Here is a 17715-nt window from a genome sequence, read left to right as displayed (position 1 = left end):
GTTATGAAGCTGCTAACGGCAATGTGATAATAAAGTACAGTGTCTCGTTTTTGTATTTTGCGTGAATCGTTCCTCCGTGAAGCTCCACTATGCTTTTCGCAATCGCTAGTCCAAGCCCTGAGCCCTCGGTTACATTTGTTCTCGATTGATCTTTTTTATAAAATCTCTCAAATAAACTAGCAAGCTCCACCGATGTAAAGGCATCACTTTGATTCGCTACACAAATACGCACATGGTTTGCTTGTCCTTCAAGGGAAACCATAATTTTTCCTTCAGCAGTACTATAATTGATCGCATTGATGAGAAGATTATCAAATACTCGTACAATCTTTTCCGAATCCAGCGCAGCAAAAATTCGATTCTCTGGAAAATGTTTTATAAAAATACGTTGTTTCTCCTCTGCTAACGGTACTAATTCCTCCATTAGTTGTTCGAGCAGCTCATTTACACAAACTTGTTGTCGCATTAAAGTATTTTTATCATTCGTGAGCTTAGTATATTCAAATAAATCGTCTATTAAATTTTTTAATTGTTCGGATTTAGAAAAGGCTATTTTCAAATATTCGTCATATTGCTCTTTTGTCTCATACTTCTCTTCTCTTAATAAACGCAAATAACCCATGATTGAGGTAAGAGGTGTTCTAAGGTCATGTGAAACATTTGTAATAAGCTCGTTTTTTTGTTGCTCAATTTTCCTCTCCATCTCGATACTTGTCATAATTTCTTCTGCCATTTGATTAACATTATCCGTTAGTGAAGCAATTTCATCTTGGCCTTTTTTCTCAATACGAAAGGCTAAATTTCCTTTTGCGATTTCCATAACCCCCTCTGCTAATGCCTCAATTTGATTCATTTTGCGTTTTGTTATCAAGAAAAATGATACGATAAACAACATAACACCAATGAAAAAAGGTATGGGACCTTCATTCGTACTTGTGATGGCTTCTCCTTGTGGAAGCCCACTAACAAAGAAGTAATAATTTTTATCTTGTAAAGTTAGTGGCACTAATGTAGTAAACTCTTCACGAGAAGTTTCGATCATATGATAGGCATTTTCAAAAGGTTGATTCATTGTAAAGCCCATGACATGCCTTATTTCTTCATGCAAATCGATTTGTTGCTCTTTTACCTGCTTTGTTTTATATAAGATCTTACCTGCCTCATCTGTGACGACAATTTTGAATGCATTGTCCTCATTTTCTATTTTTCCATTTTCTTGATCGATCAATTCTCTTAATGCTTCAACACTATTTTCTTGGGTTGCCAATGCTGCTGTATCCTGTGCATGATAATACATCATCTTCATACTACCACTATAATCCACAATCACTGTCTCATTGTTATTCTCAAAAAATGGCACTACTGCACGTGCCACTAAAAAACTGCCAAGTGCACATAATAAAAACGTTGTAAATAGTTGAATACGAATGCTACGTTGAATATTATTTTTTATTTTCGCACCAATTTGCTTCAGAAACCTTGGGAACTTTAAAAGCCTAAAGAACTTTTTCAACTTTATACCCTACTCCCCATACGGTTTTAATATATTGTGGATTCCTTGGATTTGCCTCAATTCGCTCTCTAATTTTTCGAATATGTACCATTACAGTATTTTCCGATTGAAATGCTTCCTCTTTCCAAACTTTTTCATAGATTTGCTCTGCACTCATGACAATGCCAGGGTTACTAACAAGCAATTCCAAAATAGCAAACTCCCTAGGTGTCAGCTTTACTCTTTCATTGTTAACAAAAACTTCATGTGTCGCTGTATTGATACGTAAATCGCCAACTTCCAGCTCCTCTCTATTGCTGCTATGTAAGCCACTCATTTTCAGATAGCGACGGAGCTGTGATTTAATGCGGGCAATTAGCTCTAATGGATTAAAGGGCTTAGTCACATAATCATCAGCACCTATCGTTAAACCACTAATCTTATCCATATCTTGAGATTTGGCAGTTAGCATAATAATAGGCATTTCTGCTATTTCTCTTACCTTCATACACATTTCAATGCCATTTACTTTAGGCATCATTAAATCCAATACAATTAAATGTACTTTATGCTTCTTTACTAACTGTAAGCCCTCTTCTCCATCACATGCCTCTAACACATGAAATCCCTCATTTTTCAAATAAATGCCTATCAGATTTCTTATCTCTTTTTCATCATCTACAATTAAAATTGTTTCATTACTCATCTAATCCCACCATTAATCAAATATTTTCCATTCATAATGCTCCTCCATTTTAGCTATTTTTTTATTTTCCGTATATAAAAATAATAAATACAGCTAACAGTCACGATGAATAACCCAAAGTACATACCATATTTCGTAGCAATCAAAGAAATATATTCAATTTGACTGCCAAATAATAAACCTAGTGTAAAATAAATCAATGTCCAGACAAAGCCTGTTGTATAGGAAAATAAGGCATATGTTTTAAAAGACATATTATTCATTCCCACCAAGTAAGGGAGGATATGTCGAACAATTGGAATAAAGTAACTCAGGACTAATGCAAAGTGTCCATATTGATCTAACAATTCTTGTGATTTGGTTAAGTACTTTGCCTTTTTCTTTTTCACAAGTTTATCGAGTACACGATGACCAAATAGTTTTCCAAGTATAAATCCTAGAGAAAGCCCTGAAACAACGCCTAAATAAGTAAGTAAGAAAGATTTCCATATGACCAATTTTCCTAGCGACGATAGAAAACCACCACTCATGACAATCATTTCATCTGGTAGCGGCATGCCTATGATCCCTAGCCATAAACTAAAAAACAAAGCAAAATAGCCATATTGTTCAATAAATAATAAAAGATCCTTTAGCTCCATTAGCTAACCCTCGTATTTCCTAGCCTACAGCTCAATACATAGGCTGGTGGCATATTAATCCATACTTTCTCATGTGAAATATTCTGAAAATAGGTTTGAAAAAATGATTTTTTTACAAGTGAATATTGGAAAGTAATGAATTTTCCATTGTACAAACAATCCCTCACATTTCTTAAAATACAACACGATACTTCCGCCTTTAACGAAGTAAATGGCAGTCCAGAAATAACATAATCTATTTTTTCGATATTCAAATCTGTCAAATATTGCTTCAAATTTTCTGCTGAACCATGGATCACTACAACATTGGCTACATGAGCAAATTGCCTACGCAGTTTCTCACAAAAAATCGCATTATGTTCAATGAGAACAAGTAATGTAGCTGGCTTTTTTCTTTTCACAAGCTCCTTTGTAAAGGCCCCCATCCCAGGGCCAAGCTCTATAATGCATTGAGCCGTCTCAAAGCAAATAGGTTGCACCATTTTATGCGCTAATTTCTTAGAACTAGGTGATATAGCGCCTATTGTTTTTGGATGCTTTATAAATTCAGTAAGGAAGGTGATGAGCTGCATTTAGTTGTCTCCTCGCTTTGCTTTCATTATTGATGGTTTTAACTATAAAGAGACTTTCTTAAAGATTTGCAAGGAGAATTCTTAACTTTTTCTTAATAATTGACATTATTAGTTAGTAGATCAACACGATCTCATAGGGTAAAAACGAAAAAAGTCGCTCATTTTCATTCATGAGTGACTTAATTGCTTGATTTCTATATTCATCTTCATTTTTCTTTTTACACTCTTTATCCCTAAATGCTCATAAAATTCAATTTCATTGGTATTGAACTTACACAGTTAATTCTATAGATGTAGCCCCCTCCCCATTCTTACCACGTTCAAGTAACTGTTTCCCCAAGATGATTGATCGCAATATAATCTTCATTTTTAGCTTTATCAATAGTAATGACCATATTTTCCTCTCTTCTTATAAAGGCATGGTCCTTTCTTATACGACTTATTGTAATTTTAATCTTTTACTCTATGTCTTATGATTCCAATATTAATCCCTCTTATAATTAATTGCCCAAAAACATAAAAGAATGAAACAAAGATAATGGCTATATCTCTTCCAAAAGGCTTAAACCAACTTCCATCATCATCTATAAAAAAATGGCCTAACATTAAAGACAAAGCAGTCATCAAAAAATTTAGGACAATGAACAAAGGTAGATGTTCATTTCTAGATACTATGCCAACTCCAATGATGGAAAAAAGAAATAATGGCAATAAGAAGCTAGCCTCTTGGTTTGAGAGGTGGCTATTATACTCGTAAAAATGAAATAAAAACGGAAATGGAAATAGCGACAACATACTTTGAATAAATCTTTTCATTTCAGCTACACCTCCACAAAAATATAATATGATTATTTAAGTGTAATTTTACACCAATTATATTCTTTTATCTATAAAAAATAAAATGTATAGGATGGTAATTCTTCTGTATTAACTTCCTCCTGAACATCAGTACAATTTCCCTTAAGATTCATAAAAGATTAAAAGGTACTTCGTTCTAATGACTATTTCCTACATAAAATAGGCATACAATTGCTGCCAATCGAATAGAAACCTATATAGGGAACATTTAGTCATGGGAAAAATAAAGTGGGGTGTGTAAGGATGCTTAAAGTAAATGATGCAAAAGAAATGGTACTTGAAATTGTGCAAGATGACCCATTGTTTGTGGCACTGCAACATACACCTTTAGAGGAAAACCTCTATAATGATGGGTATTTAGCAGAGATCGATGAATCGAAACACTATACAATTGCAGAAGTCGCGGGCTGGTTTAATATTACAGACGCCATGCTTCGCTACTATTTAAAACCGTTTGAACAGTATATTTTTGACAATGCTTCGCCCAATACAAATAGCAATATTCGTTTAAACCTACCTGCTATATTGAGATTGCGTATGATTTTATTATTGAAGGATGAGTATCGTGTAAGGGGGATTAAATTATTGCTAGGTATTGATGATAACGGTCAGTTGCTGAAACACCAAATTACCGCAACGACCATGGATTCTGAGGATTTATCACATAAAATCGATTTACTTGGAAACGTCCTACAGCAAATGATTCAAACAGGTCTTTTTCAGATTTTGCCGAATGAAGAGCAAGGGACGTTACAAGTTAACATTAATCAGGACTTTCTTGACAAAAACATTCAACGTCTTTCGACCGATTCTGTCCTTCAAGTGGAAGAAATTCAAAAAGAAACGTTGGAGCTAAAGCAGGAAAATGAGCATCTACAAAATCAAATTACCGAGCTGCAAGAAAATAGCGTGAAGGACATTGTCCAAAAGATTAGAGAGCGTCATATAGAAAATGAAATCGTTTCTACATTACGTACAGAAGCATTACAGCAATATTCCCAAAATCATAAAGTCGGTTTTTTCACCAAATTTTTTAAGTCCGCACAAATTGAAATGGACAAAGAGCAATTCGTTCTAAGCTATATTTCAAAGCATTTAGAAGAACGTTTAGAAATTGCATTGAACAATTATTATGATAAGTAAACTGAAGCAATGGAGAGCATGAGTGAGACTATTGGAAATGGTCACAATCATGTTCTTTTTTATTTTCCCAAACATTGACCACAGTAGTCAATTTCTATATAATGGCATAAAATATGACGGAAAGGAGTAAAAAATTGTATCAAGCTTTTATGAATTTAACCGAAGAAAAGCGCCAAGCAATTATTAATGCTGCCTTAAGGGAATTTTCGCTCAATAACTATGCTACCGCTTCAACAAACAAAATTGTGAGCAATGCCAATATATCAAAAGGCATTTTATATCACTATTTTGGTAGTAAAAAAAATTTATATCTTTTCTTATATGACTATACAACTACTAAATTCTCCGAGGCACTTAATCGCCAAATTGATTTAGCAGAGCCTGATATTTTTAAGCGTTATGAACAGATCATGAAAATTAAAGTTGATCTCATGAAGCAATATCATGCGCTGTTTGATTTTTTGAAAAAGGCCTATGCTGAAACAAGCTCTGAGGTACGAGATGAACTAAATCATTACAATGCCGCTTTTCAAAAAAATGCTTATGTAACTGCATTCGAAGGAATTGATACGAGTTTATTCCGAGAAAATTTGGATATAAAAAAGGCAATTGATACTATTCAATGGGTAACAGATGGTATCAGTCATCGTTATGAGGAAAGATTAAAAGCGCATGTAGATAATCAAGAGCTCTTTAATGAATTAATCGAGCAATGCATGGAAGAGGCTAGTGAATACTTTCTATTTTTGAAAACATTATTGTATCAATAAAATGGGGTGAGTGACGTGTCCATGATTGAAGTAAACCATTTAACTAAAAAGTTTGGCGATTTTTATAGTATACAAAATGTTCATCTACAAATTCCAAAGGGTGAAGTGTTCGGTTTTTTAGGACCAAATGGGGCAGGAAAATCCACAACTATACGCCATTTAATGGGTTTTTTACAGCCAACTGAGGGCTCTTGTTTCATTAACGGTTTAAATTGTCGGGAGGCATCTGCAACCATTCAACAAGTTGTTGGCTATTTACCTGGAGAAATTGCGTTTATTGATAAAATGACGGGTAAGCAATTTATTCACTTTATTGCTAAGTTAAGAGGGATGAATGATTACACCCATGCCGAGGAATTAATGCATTTCTTTGAATTAGATGCTTCTGGGCTCATAAAAAAAATGTCGAAAGGTATGAAGCAGAAGGTTGGTTTAGTTTGTGCCTTCATGCATCATCCCGAAATTGTCATTCTAGATGAACCTACTAGTGGTTTAGACCCGCTCATGCAAACCAAATTTATTGAATTCATTTTAGCTGAAAAGGACAAAGGAACGACCATTTTCATGTCCTCTCATATGATTGAAGAAGTAGAGAAAACTTGTGATCGTGTAGCGATTATTAATGCAGGTAAAATCGTGGCGACTGAAACCATTACAGATTTAAAGAAACGTAAATCTAAAAAATACATGCTTGAGTTTCAAGATGAGCAAGAGCTCACTCGCTTCCTTGATGAGGAATATGTACTTGAACGTATCTCTTCTACAAAAGTTATGATTACTATAATGGGAGACCTTCAAGCATTTCTCCATACGCTATCTAACTATAAAATTATAGACTTAGACGTTATTTCCCAGTCACTAGAAGATATTTTTATGCATTATTACGAAAGTGGAGGTGCTTAATCATGAATTTTACCTTATTCAAGCATGAGTTATTTGCCTCTCTTAAACTATTCACCATAATTATCGGTGTACTAATGCTATATATTGTCAGTGTAATTTATATGTATAACCCAGAAATGACGGATACACTAAAAAAATTAACAGAAACAATGCCTGAGATGATGGCAGCCTTTGGTATGACCAGCATTGGCGATACCTTGATAGAATTTCTCTCCACCTATTTATATGGATTTTTATTAATGATTCTTCCTTTGGTATTTTCTATCATGTTAGCCAATAAGCTCATCATGGGCTATATTGATAATGGTTCGATGGCATACTTAATCGCTACACCGAATACACGTTTTAAAATTGTCTTTACACAAGCACTATTTTTGATCATCAGCCTTTTTACACTCCTTGCTGTTACTACGTTGGTCATGATTGTCTTTGCAGAAATATTATTCCCTAATGAGCTGGACATAACGGCCCTACTGCTGTTAAATTTTGGGCTATTTTTATTGCACTTTGCCATTAGTGGATTCTGTTTTCTTATGTCTTGCAGCACGAAAGATTTAAGAACATCCTATGCCTATAGTGCTGGCATTCCCATTGCCTTTTATCTGATTGAGGCACTGAGCAATATGGGTGGTTCACTAGACAAATTACAATACATTACAATCTATTCATTGTTCGATTCAGTTCAATTAATCCAACAAAATAGCTCTTGCTGGTGGATGCTAGGTACACTTTTCCTCATTGGCTTGCTTTGCTATAGTCTAGCAATTCGTTTTTTTGTAAAACGAGATTTACATCTCTAAATTTCTAGCCGCTACAGATCCAGTGCTGTAGCGGTTTTCATTAAATAGTACCTACTACATTTCCTAAAAAACGTATTAATCGAAAATGTAGAGCGACCATTTCTTCTACCGTTAAGTTCTCGTTCCCCTTGTCCAACCACTCCTGAATGACCCCCAAAATGGCAGATGCTATAAAGGCTTGTAAGTATTGTTGAAACTCTGGATCTTGTGCTTCCTTGCGTATAAGCGATAATCTGTCCAAAATATGACTCCCAAAGATCATTTTCACCTTTTGTGTAAAGCTAGGGCTCCCCTGCTCTCCTAATAACATACGAAAAGCTGGTGCATGCTCTTTTATACACGTTATCACCTTGATAAATGGCTGATAAAGTTGCCCCATTTTTAACGTTTGAAAAGCATCCAACGGCTGAACATGTTTGACATAGCGCTCTAACTCCTTTAATAGCTCTTGCTGCAAATCCTCCATCACATCATATTTATCTGAATAATGTAAATAAAACGTGCCACGATTAATTTCAGCTACTAACGCTAAATTCTTTACAGTCACACGCTCAAAGCCTACCTCCTCTACTTGTTGGATAAAAGCATTTTTAATGGCTTGCTTCGTTTCAAAATTCATTTTTTCATGTACAGACACATATTTCCCTCCATTTACTTAACACTTGCTGGCAAACTGTTGATTGTATTTGCTCACATGCTACCGTAAAATTTTTATCAAATCAACATTGTGTTCAGTGAAGGAGTGAGGACCATATGGGCAACCAGGCAATCTCTATTAAGTCTCTCGAAAAACGATTTCAACATAAGCAAGTTATTGCCCCCCTTTCTTTGGATGTTCCTAAGGGACAGTTAATGGGCTTACTCGGTCCGTCAGGCTGTGGTAAAACAACACTAATCAAAATGATTATGGGCATGCTGAAACCTGATAGTGGTACTATTCAAGTATTAGATTTGAATGTTCCTCATAAACAATTATTAAATGACATTGGCTATATGGCACAATCAGATGCACTTTATACAGATTTAACGGGGGAAGAAAATCTACATTTTTTTGCAAAGCTTTATTCACTATCTAAAGCGGAACGAATAGAAAGAGTAGCCTATGCGGCAAGCCTCGTTCGTTTAACAGATGACTTACGACAAAAAGTAGAAAATTATTCGGGGGGAATGAAACGTCGATTATCTCTTGCTATTGCCCTTATTCAAAATCCTAAACTACTCATTTTGGATGAACCAACGGTGGGGATAGATCCTGTCTTAAAAAAGGAAATTTGGCAAGAACTGATTCGTTTAAAAGATCAAGAACAAAAAACCATTTTAGTGACGACGCATGCGATGGATGAAGCGGAAAGATGTGATCAATTGGCCATGCTGAGAAGTGGACATATTATTGCACAGGGTACCCCTCAAGAGTTAAAAGAACAATATCAAGCAAAAGACTTTGATGAGGTGTTTGTAAAAGCTGGAGGTGACGTTCAATGAGAATAGGTGCTATCATCACAAGAATCATCCAACAAATGAAAAGAGATAGACGGACACTTGCTTTATTATTTTTAGCCCCACTTCTTGTCTTGTCCTTAATGTATTTTATTTTCAATAGTAATGAGGCTTCCGTCACACTTGTGGTCTCTAATGCGCCCGCCCCATTGATCGACAAATTAAAAGAGACTGATTTTACCATTATCGTGGACAATGATTTTTCAAAAAAACAGCTACAAGATAAAGAGTATAATGGTTGGCTAGCAGTAGAGCAAAATGTTAGTAAGTTAACTTTATTAAATGATGATCCTTCTCTGGCAAAGGCTTTAATGATGCAACTTGCTCAAATCTTACAGCCTACACAAGCCTCTATAGGCAGTATGAAAACGGACTATGTTTATGGTGATCAGGATACGGCTATTTTTGATATATTTAGTCCTATGCTCATTGGCTTCTTTGTTTTTTTCTTTGTTTTTTTAATTACGGGCATTGCCTTATTAAAGGAGCGTACTTCTGGAACATTGGAGCGTTTACTAGCGACACCGATTAAACGTTCAGAAATTGTAGCAGGCTATATGGTTGGCTATGGTTTATTTGCGTTCCTGCAAACAATTATTATCGTCCTGTTTGGTATTTATGTGCTCGATATTGTCCATGTAGGCTCCATCTGGCTTGTCCTACTCATCAATATGATGGTTGCTCTTGTCTCGTTATCCTTAGGTGCGTTGCTATCTAGCTTTGCCGCTTCAGAATTTCAAATGATGCAATTTATTCCGCTTGTTATTGTTCCTCAAGTGTTCTTTTCGGGTATTTTCCCGCTGGATAGTATGGCGGAATGGCTTCAAAACATTGGGCGTATCATGCCTCTATACTATGCTGCGGACGCATTGAATGGTGTGATGTATAAAGGTTATTCACTTTCTGATATTATAGTGAATCTCAGCATTCTTGCTTGTTTTGCCATTGTTTTCATTACGTTAAATATTATCAGTTTAAAAAAATATCGTTCGTTGTAATCAATCCTTAAAAGTTCTGCTATTTAAAAAGCAGAGCTTTTTTATGTAACTGAAATAACTAAAAACAGGAAATATAACCAATTTAATTGAAGTGAATGGTCGATTTTCATTATAATTATTTTATGGAGAAGAATTATCCAAAAATAAAGGTGTGTGAAGATGACTACTATTTTGGAAGTACAAAACATCTGTAAACAATACAATGGGAAAAAAATTTTAGAGAATGTATCGTTTTCAATTGCGTCCAATCAAATCATTGCTCTAGTGGGGAAAAATGGTTCTGGAAAAAGCACTTTACTCAAGATTATTGCAGCATTCATTAAACCCGACAGTGGTTCTATTGTGAAGCATAAAACGTCTTTAAAAGTTGGCTATGTACCAGAAACAACTCCTTCTCATATTTTATTTACACCTCAAGAATATCTTTATCACATGGGCTGTATACGAGGTATGGCTAAAAAGCAGCTTTTGCAGAAGATAGAAGAATTACTTGAGATGTTTCAACTAAAAGAGGAAAAAGATACAAGGATTGTCCATTTCTCTAAAGGGATGAAGCAAAAGGTGATGATTATGCAGGCGATGCTAGAAGAAACTGATCTACTGATAATGGATGAACCATTGTCAGGACTTGATGCCAAGGCACAAAATGATTTCGAACAAATCTTAGCTAGAGTAAGAAGCAAAGGACTCAGTATCCTCTTAACCTGTCATGAAACCAAATTACTCGAAAACCTTGTAGACTCCGTTTTACTTATTCAAGAGAATACGATCATTCAGATAGAGGGTTTCGATCGCAATCCAACGCATCGATTAATTTTTGAGATTGCTAGCCTATCATTACTCGATGAAATCATACCTTCGATAGAGATTCAACAACAACAACTTTTAGTGAATGGACATTATGAAATAGTGACGATTGTTCCAGCAAAGGATTCAGATCAAATTTTACTGAAATTATTACAACACAATGCTTCAATTAAATATTTAGCTACTGTCCACTACAAAAAAGAACAATTCTCTTCTCATTTTTGAAAGGAGGAATCGAAAAAGATGAGCAGTTTAGTACGTTATCAATTGATAAATTATTTAAGAACCTATCAATACGTTCCACCTTTTACAATCTTCATTCTATGTCTTATCGTTAATTATACTTTTGTCCCTAATCCAATATTAGATAGTTATTCATTTACATCTCTTGTGCTCTTTTTTTTAATGGGCTGGTTTACTGTTACATTATTTCATGCTGAAGATGAAGGACAAAAAATGATTACTACCCTTCATACGAGAAAAACAATAGACTACAATTTAGGGATATTCATCATTTGTGGGCTGCTTGCCTTTAGCCTAAGCTGTGTTTCTGTCATCTATCCTATCCTAATAGAGGCATTTTTTGAGAAGCCCAAACTATTACATATTTTACTAGGTTTCTTGTCTCATTTTAGTTTATCGTTACTTGCCATTGCACTCACTGCTTTATTTACTAGGGAACTCGTGAAAAATAGGCGAAATACGTGGTGGGGTGTAATAGGCATCCTTATTATTTCTGTCGTGATCGCTACTTTAAAAGATTCTATTCTAACTGGACTTCTTTGGTTACTTCCTCCTCTTCATTTTTCATTAGAAATGATGAGTGTGGGCGATCAAATTGAAGTTATACCCAACGTTTTTTATTGGCAATACACATGGATTATAATCTATGCATTCCTTATCATTGTTTTGTTTTTTTTCCTAGTCAACCGAAGAAAATGATTTAGACATCTTACTAAGGAGAGATAGTATGTATGAGCAACGGGAACATCAAAGTACTAATTGTTGAAGACGAAAATGATATAGCTAATATTATAAGGGACTACTTAAGTGTTAATCAGTTTGATTCACATATAGCTGCCATTTTTGGCGGCTGGATTTCGACCAAAATAATTGCTAAAACGTCGCCTCGCATATTAATTGTTGAATAAATAAATTTGGCCCCTACTAGTTTAGGGGCCTCTCTTTAATCATTCAAAAAAATTCTCTTCAGATAGCACGACGATATTGTTTCTTCGAAGCAATGCCGTAGTTACTCCTTCGCCAGCTAATTTTGTTCCATTAAACGCACCGTTATAAATCTTTGCACTGCCACAGGATGGGCTATATTCCTTTAAAATGACATGAGTTGCCCCTACCTCAAGTGCTTTTTGTAAGGTTGCATAGGCTCCCTTCAGATATAAATTTGTGACATCTCGTCCAGAACTTTCAACCACTGTTGCGTTGCCATCAAGTACATCTTGTCCATTGCCACCTACAATTTCAGCCGGTTCGCGGGGCGTTGAAAAGCCTCCCATCAGCTCTGGGCAAACCGTGACAGCTTTATTTTCTAACACAAGCTTTTGTATTTTTTCATCTAGACTGTTTGTGCCATTATAACGAACATTTAAACCTGCTAAGCAAGCACTTATTAAAATCATCGTTTTCTCACTCCCTCTACTATCTTTATTCCACTATAACACGCATGCTACAATAATTATGAAGACCAAGGGAGGAGATAAAATGCCTGATCCTATTTTGATTTTACCTTATACAGATGAATGGGCTAAGGAATTTCATAGCATAGGCTGTCAATTACGGGAGGCCTTAGGAAACATAGCGCTGAGAATTGATCATATTGGCTCAACTGCTGTAACAGGGCTAGCAGCAAAGCCTGTAATTGATATACAAATATCCGTCGCATCGTTTACACCATTGGCAGCATTTAAAGCTCCATTAGAATCTCTAGGTTTTAGTTATCGAGCAGAAAATCCAGACAAGTCTATACGCTATTTTCGAGAGGCTCCTAGAGATAGACGAGTACATATTCATGTTCGACAGGCTGGTAGTTGGGCAGAGCAGCTAGCCTTATTATTTCGAGATTTTTTGCGCCGTCATCCAGATTACTGTCGTCGCTATGAGCAGGTAAAATATGTATTGGCTAAGAAATACCAATATAATCGTCAACTTTATACAAAATCTAAAGAATCGATCATATGGGAAATTTTAAAACAAGCAAATCATTGGAGTCAGCAGACTGGCTGGTCTCCTGCCAATTCAGATAACTAAAGAAAAGGGAGGAACAAACTTGGCTGAATTTACAATTTGTTTTCTGAAGAAGGGAGATTATATCCTTTTATTGAATAGAGATAAGCCTCAGTGGATGGGCGCATGGAATGGTGTTGGTGGCAAAATTGAACAGGATGAAACACCATTAGCTGGTGCCTTACGAGAAATTAAAGAAGAAACAGGCATCACGGTTGAGGATATTACCTATAAAGGTAAAATAACATGGACAGATGGGGTTGTTAACTATGGCTGTATGTATGCGTTTATAGCGGAACTACCTGAATCTTTTCCATATGTAACACCGATAAAGGTTGCTGAGGGCATTCTTGATTGGAAGGAGCTTACTTGGATTTTACACCCTGAAAATGTAGGTATTGCGGACTTAAAATATTATTTACCTAAGATGCTCAATGAAACAGCAAACTATGATTATATTTTTACATATCAAGATAAGAAATTAGTCAATATCTCTTCAGCACCAATTGAACAAACACCGACTGTCTAATAATAAATAAGCCTCGTCCATGCAATAGGTGCATAACGAGGCTTGTTTTTAGAATCTTGGTTGTGCAAAGCGCATTCTGCACATGGACCAATTTAAGCTTGTAGTTTGGATTTTATCATGTATTTCCCATAAGCTATCCATGATTCGCAATTCAACATTGCGCTCCAATAACGCTTTAGCTATATCTTTGATCTCTGAGACATGGATGGGCATTTGTGTTATTTCACTCGTATAATAGCCCGCAATATCATCCTGTAAAGTGAATCCATTACTATCAAACTCATATAGGTAAAGACTTGTAGTTTTCAATATTTCTAACCACTTGTTTTCTATGACTACTACATGTGAAGCTTGATGTAGATATTGCTGTCTGTCCTGCTCTGTTGTTTGATCTCCTGCATGAAAGCAGACACGCGGACAATCTCTTGGCGTTAAATAGTTTGGCAGGCATCTTTCGTTGATTGCCCATACTAGCCCTTTTTTGGCATCTAAATCTGGTCGCTCAGGCAGTCGAGGATGAAAAATCATAATAGTAGGGTCTTCACTGACATGAAATAAACGCATGGGTACTTCTCCTTTATTTCTTTAATTTAAAAACAATAAAATCTGCACAATGCAAATCTTCCGCAAATTGAGGGTACTTCCTTAGCATGTCTTGTGATGGCTTGGGCTCTACAATAGTCTCAATAGTAAATCCAGCTTGCCTAATTGCTTGCACATAGCTTGTTAATGTTCGGTGGTATAGAACTATTGGTGGGTCAGCATCTAGCTGGTGATACTCCCCTTCATAAAAATAATGTTGGACTTTCCAATACTGTTGATCTAACTGCTCATGTCTCATCCATCCACTATTTGGTGTCACAAAGCATGGATGTAAAATCGAAAAAATAAAAGTGCTATTAGGTTTTAATAATCGAAACATCTCACATAGAGCAGCCTGATAATCCTCTAAATCTTGGAGAACCATATTTGAAACAATACCATCAAATTGTTCATCTGCTAAAAATGATAAATTTTCACAATTCCCGTGTAAAAATTGAATAGCTTCCTGCTGTGGTGTTCTTTCCATAGCAATGTCTAGCATTTTTTGTGAAAAATCAACAGCTGTTACTCTTGCACCCTTCTTTACCAGTAATCTGCTTAAATAGCCTTCTCCACATCCTGCATCTAATAGATGGTTTCCATCTACCTCACCTAGCAAAGAAAAGATGGTGGGATTTAACAGTACGACACGATGAATATCCCCCTGCTCATCGTAGTTTGCTGTATACCTTTCCGCATATCGATTCCAGCGTTGAATAGCTTGTTCTGTGTTCATTTACAGTCCCCATTTCAAAGTAAAATCGTAACGTTACGTCCTGTGTGCACTTGTCTATTTTTCCATATAAAGAAAAAAATATATAGACTTTTATTTTATTTTTTAATATCATGTAGATAGAGGCACGGCTTCTTTAAGTAAATGATAAAGCCAGAAATCCAAATAGGATTTCTGGCTTTTATGCGTTATATAGAAATTGTATGTTCAGCAACAGCTTCTTTTTTTACAGTTAGCCATCTACCAATTACCATAACGAGCAATGCAAGAAACACTATGACACCAGCAAATATAAGTGCTGCTTTATAGCTACTATAAACTTCAACCAGTTTTCCTGCGATAATCGGTCCGATAATTTGTCCAAAAGCATAAAAGGTTGTTAATAAAGAAACAACGAATCCGCTCTTTGTCGGGAATAGCTGTCGTGCATAGGAAGTAGTTAGCGTGACAATTCCTACAAAGGTTAGACCGAATAAAAAAGATGCTAGTAAAACGCTCCATACCGTTTGTGCAAAAACAGGTAACAGGATACCAACCACTTGCAGTATGTATGCCACAAACAAAATTTTTATAGCTGAAAACTTCTCTAATAAGACCGTCCAAACAGGAGCTGATGGAATAGCCGCGAGCCCCACAATGACCCAGCTATAGGAAGAGTAAGCTTGAAGAGAAGGAATATTATGAATAATATCGACTAAAAAAGTACCTGTAATAATATAGCCTAACCCCTCTAATCCATAGGATAAAATCAGCCATGGCATAAAACCCTTTGTCATTTTTGTATCAAGAGAATTCGTAACTTTTGTGCTGTCTTGCACCACTAAACTTCTCCATAAATAAGAGGTAATAAATAAAAAAATCGCTGATAAAATTCCTAAGCCTAACCATGCACCCTGCCAAGCAAATCTTGCTTCTATAGCAGGTACACATAAACCTGAAATAGCAATCCCTAAGCCTATACCACTAAATACATAGCCAGACCATCGTGATAATGAATGCTTCGCCAAGTAATCCATAATAATACTCGATGTTAACACAAAAATAAGGCCCCCTGTAATGCCAGCAATTAAACGCAGAACTAGCCAGACACTATACACTTCTATTAAGCCCATTAATATAACAGATAGGACATTGGTAACAACACTTGCCATTAAAACATTTTTACGTTGACGATAAATGAACCCTGCCCATAATGCGCCAATGAAATAACCAATATAATTGCTTGAAGCTAAAAAACCAGCCACTTTCAATGAAAATCCTACATCATGACGCATAAAAGGTAGAATCGGTGTGAAGGCAAATCGACTAATCCCCATTGCAACAACTAATAATAAAATTCCTCCAAAGACAATTCCTATATGTTGTCGATTCATGATGAACCCCCCTCTCATATATTCTACTGTAATTAAAAGGATACAGAGCGCAAATTAATAAATCTAATATATAATGTATATAAAAGCATAAAAAAAATTTATGAAAGGTGTAACGACATGAATTTACATGCTCTACGTTTATTTACAAAGGTGGCTGAACTCAATAGTGTTTCCAAAGCGGCACAGACACTTATGATTAGTCAGCCTGCTGTAACCATTCAAATTCGAAATTTAGAGAAAGAACTAGGCTTGACACTGCTAGAAGCCAAAGGTAGGGGCATTTCGCTAACCCAAAATGGTACTTTTTTATACAAACAGGCACAGCGCTTATTTGATCTAGAAACTGATATTGAAAATAAAGTTGAACAGCTTAAAAATACGGGCAATGAAGAATTGCAAATTGCCTCCACACATGTTCCCTCCCATTTTTTACTACCTAAATGGTTAGCTCAATTTAAACAAGTTTATCCAGCAACACATATTCATTTAAAGACCGCCAATTCCCAGCAAGTAATTGAGGATTTACTCCATTATAAAGCTGATTTAGCTTTTATCGTCAAAGAAGATGGACATCATGCTGATATTAATTATCAATTTCTAATGAATTTAGATTATTGGTTTATTGTGCCGTATAACCATCATCTGGCAGGTCAAACAGTATCCCTTGCAGAACTTATGCAGCAGCCCTTCGTCACAAGGGAGGATGGTAGTTCCACAAAAGAATACTTAAATGCCCTATGTAAAGTGCATAAAATTCCTCCACCGAAAGTAGGTTTACAACTAGACGGGATTAATGAATCCATACATGCCATTGCGGCAGGTTTTGGTACAATGCTAGCACCATCCATAGCAGCTTCTAGCTTTATTCTACAGCAGCAAGTTGCCCGCGTTTTTATTAAGGACATTGATATCCAACGACCGATCTACCTTTGTACAAGAAAAAATGAATTGCATCACTCCACATCCTTTAATAATTTTCTTCACATCATCAATGAATCGATCATGTAGAAAGAAGGCACTCTCAAATAGGTGCCTTCTTTTGTTATCTATCAACGCTTGTCAAAGCT

22 protein-coding genes are annotated in these 17715 nt (G+C 35.7%); 12 read left to right on the top strand and 10 right to left on the bottom strand.

Going from position 1 to position 17715, the window contains the following annotated elements; translation table 11 throughout:
* Position 1 precedes the first annotated feature (1 nt).
* From NYE73_RS06420 to NYE73_RS06400, 5 genes are all read right to left on the bottom strand, one after another.
* Positions 2 to 1513 carry a sensor histidine kinase gene (locus tag NYE73_RS06420; RefSeq protein WP_054550640.1) on the bottom strand — a complete coding sequence of 504 codons (1512 nt, stop codon included), beginning with the start codon at positions 1511 to 1513 and terminating at the stop codon, positions 2 to 4.
* Positions 1497 to 2198 carry a response regulator transcription factor gene (locus NYE73_RS06415; RefSeq protein WP_048391196.1) on the bottom strand — a complete coding sequence of 234 codons (702 nt, stop codon included), beginning with the start codon at positions 2196 to 2198 and terminating at the stop codon, positions 1497 to 1499. Before NYE73_RS06415 ends, NYE73_RS06420 begins: the two co-directional genes overlap by 17 nt.
* Before the next feature lie 53 nt (positions 2199 to 2251).
* Complete coding sequence (locus NYE73_RS06410; RefSeq protein ID WP_259949942.1) at positions 2252 to 2839, bottom strand: DedA family protein; 588 nt, start codon at positions 2837 to 2839, stop codon at positions 2252 to 2254.
* Positions 2839 to 3411, bottom strand: coding sequence for a class I SAM-dependent methyltransferase (locus NYE73_RS06405; RefSeq protein ID WP_054550638.1), 573 nt, complete (start codon positions 3409 to 3411; stop codon positions 2839 to 2841). The genes NYE73_RS06410 and NYE73_RS06405 overlap by 1 nt, the downstream gene beginning before the upstream one ends.
* A gap of 450 nt (positions 3412 to 3861) precedes the next feature.
* Entirely contained in the window at positions 3862 to 4227 is a 366-nt protein-coding gene (locus tag NYE73_RS06400) for a hypothetical protein (protein WP_259949941.1), read from the bottom strand.
* Positions 4228 to 4512: 285 nt separating this feature from the next.
* Here NYE73_RS06400 and NYE73_RS06395 point away from each other — a divergent pair, with 285 nt between their 5' ends.
* From NYE73_RS06395 to NYE73_RS06380, 4 genes are all read left to right on the top strand, one after another.
* Entirely contained in the window at positions 4513 to 5412 is a 900-nt protein-coding gene (locus NYE73_RS06395; protein ID WP_259949940.1) for a hypothetical protein, read from the top strand.
* A 134-nt stretch (positions 5413 to 5546) separates the two neighbouring features.
* On the top strand, positions 5547 to 6182 hold the full coding sequence (locus NYE73_RS06390; protein ID WP_048391200.1) for a TetR/AcrR family transcriptional regulator: 636 nt from the start codon (positions 5547 to 5549) through the stop codon (positions 6180 to 6182).
* Positions 6183 to 6203: 21 nt separating this feature from the next.
* Positions 6204 to 7085 (top strand): ABC transporter ATP-binding protein, encoded by an 882-nt coding sequence (locus NYE73_RS06385; protein ID WP_233436359.1) that lies wholly within the window; start codon positions 6204 to 6206, stop codon positions 7083 to 7085.
* Between the two features lie 2 nt (positions 7086 to 7087).
* On the top strand, positions 7088 to 7885 hold the full coding sequence (locus NYE73_RS06380) for an ABC transporter permease subunit (protein WP_175400711.1): 798 nt from the start codon (positions 7088 to 7090) through the stop codon (positions 7883 to 7885).
* 40 nt (positions 7886 to 7925) lie between these two features.
* Here NYE73_RS06380 and NYE73_RS06375 read toward each other — a convergent pair whose 3' ends face one another.
* Positions 7926 to 8522, bottom strand: coding sequence for a TetR/AcrR family transcriptional regulator (locus tag NYE73_RS06375; protein WP_016993228.1), 597 nt, complete (start codon positions 8520 to 8522; stop codon positions 7926 to 7928).
* Between the two features lie 116 nt (positions 8523 to 8638).
* Here NYE73_RS06375 and NYE73_RS06370 point away from each other — a divergent pair, with 116 nt between their 5' ends.
* The 5 genes from NYE73_RS06370 (at position 8639) to NYE73_RS06350 (ending at position 12338) form a co-directional block, all read left to right on the top strand.
* A complete protein-coding gene (locus NYE73_RS06370; RefSeq protein WP_112117601.1) occupies positions 8639 to 9367 on the top strand; it encodes an ABC transporter ATP-binding protein in 729 nt (242 codons plus the stop codon).
* A complete protein-coding gene (locus NYE73_RS06365; RefSeq protein ID WP_259949939.1) occupies positions 9364 to 10380 on the top strand; it encodes an ABC transporter permease in 1017 nt (338 codons plus the stop codon). The genes NYE73_RS06370 and NYE73_RS06365 overlap by 4 nt, the downstream gene beginning before the upstream one ends.
* Positions 10381 to 10539: 159 nt before the next feature.
* On the top strand, positions 10540 to 11412 hold the full coding sequence (locus tag NYE73_RS06360; protein WP_115673490.1) for an ABC transporter ATP-binding protein: 873 nt from the start codon (positions 10540 to 10542) through the stop codon (positions 11410 to 11412).
* A gap of 18 nt (positions 11413 to 11430) precedes the next feature.
* On the top strand, positions 11431 to 12129 hold the full coding sequence (locus NYE73_RS06355; protein WP_048391214.1) for a hypothetical protein: 699 nt from the start codon (positions 11431 to 11433) through the stop codon (positions 12127 to 12129).
* 32 nt (positions 12130 to 12161) lie between these two features.
* A complete protein-coding gene (locus tag NYE73_RS06350) occupies positions 12162 to 12338 on the top strand; it encodes a hypothetical protein (protein WP_259949938.1) in 177 nt (58 codons plus the stop codon).
* Positions 12339 to 12377: 39 nt separating this feature from the next.
* Here the strand turns inward: NYE73_RS06350 and NYE73_RS06345 are convergent, their stop codons facing one another.
* Positions 12378 to 12827 (bottom strand): DUF523 domain-containing protein, encoded by a 450-nt coding sequence (locus NYE73_RS06345; RefSeq protein ID WP_054550630.1) that lies wholly within the window; start codon positions 12825 to 12827, stop codon positions 12378 to 12380.
* An 82-nt stretch (positions 12828 to 12909) separates the two neighbouring features.
* Between NYE73_RS06345 and NYE73_RS06340 the strand changes: the two genes are divergently transcribed.
* Positions 12910 to 13455, top strand: coding sequence for a GrpB family protein (locus NYE73_RS06340; protein ID WP_259949936.1), 546 nt, complete (start codon positions 12910 to 12912; stop codon positions 13453 to 13455).
* Positions 13456 to 13474: 19 nt separating this feature from the next.
* A complete protein-coding gene (locus tag NYE73_RS06335; RefSeq protein ID WP_259949934.1) occupies positions 13475 to 13960 on the top strand; it encodes an NUDIX hydrolase in 486 nt (161 codons plus the stop codon).
* A 48-nt stretch (positions 13961 to 14008) separates the two neighbouring features.
* On the opposite strand, the gene NYE73_RS06330 is transcribed toward NYE73_RS06335, so the two are convergent.
* The 3 genes from NYE73_RS06330 to NYE73_RS06320 form a co-directional block, all read right to left on the bottom strand.
* On the bottom strand, positions 14009 to 14524 hold the full coding sequence (locus tag NYE73_RS06330) for a DUF6886 family protein (protein ID WP_259949932.1): 516 nt from the start codon (positions 14522 to 14524) through the stop codon (positions 14009 to 14011).
* Between the two features lie 13 nt (positions 14525 to 14537).
* Positions 14538 to 15278: a class I SAM-dependent methyltransferase gene (locus NYE73_RS06325; RefSeq protein WP_259949931.1), complete on the bottom strand. Its 741-nt coding sequence runs from the start codon at positions 15276 to 15278 to the stop codon at positions 14538 to 14540.
* A gap of 185 nt (positions 15279 to 15463) precedes the next feature.
* On the bottom strand, positions 15464 to 16648 hold the full coding sequence (locus NYE73_RS06320) for a YbfB/YjiJ family MFS transporter (protein WP_259949930.1): 1185 nt from the start codon (positions 16646 to 16648) through the stop codon (positions 15464 to 15466).
* 117 nt (positions 16649 to 16765) lie between these two features.
* Here NYE73_RS06320 and NYE73_RS06315 point away from each other — a divergent pair, with 117 nt between their 5' ends.
* Entirely contained in the window at positions 16766 to 17656 is an 891-nt protein-coding gene (locus tag NYE73_RS06315) for a LysR family transcriptional regulator (RefSeq protein WP_258860311.1), read from the top strand.
* Positions 17657 to 17715: the final 59 nt, after the last annotated feature.

Origin of the sequence: Lysinibacillus sp. FSL K6-0102, assembly GCF_038003545.1 — a bacterium.
Taxonomy (GTDB): domain Bacteria; phylum Bacillota; class Bacilli; order Bacillales_A; family Planococcaceae; genus Lysinibacillus; species Lysinibacillus capsici.
Note: the sequence above shows the minus strand (reverse complement) of the source record. Positions and strands in the feature narration are given on the sequence as shown.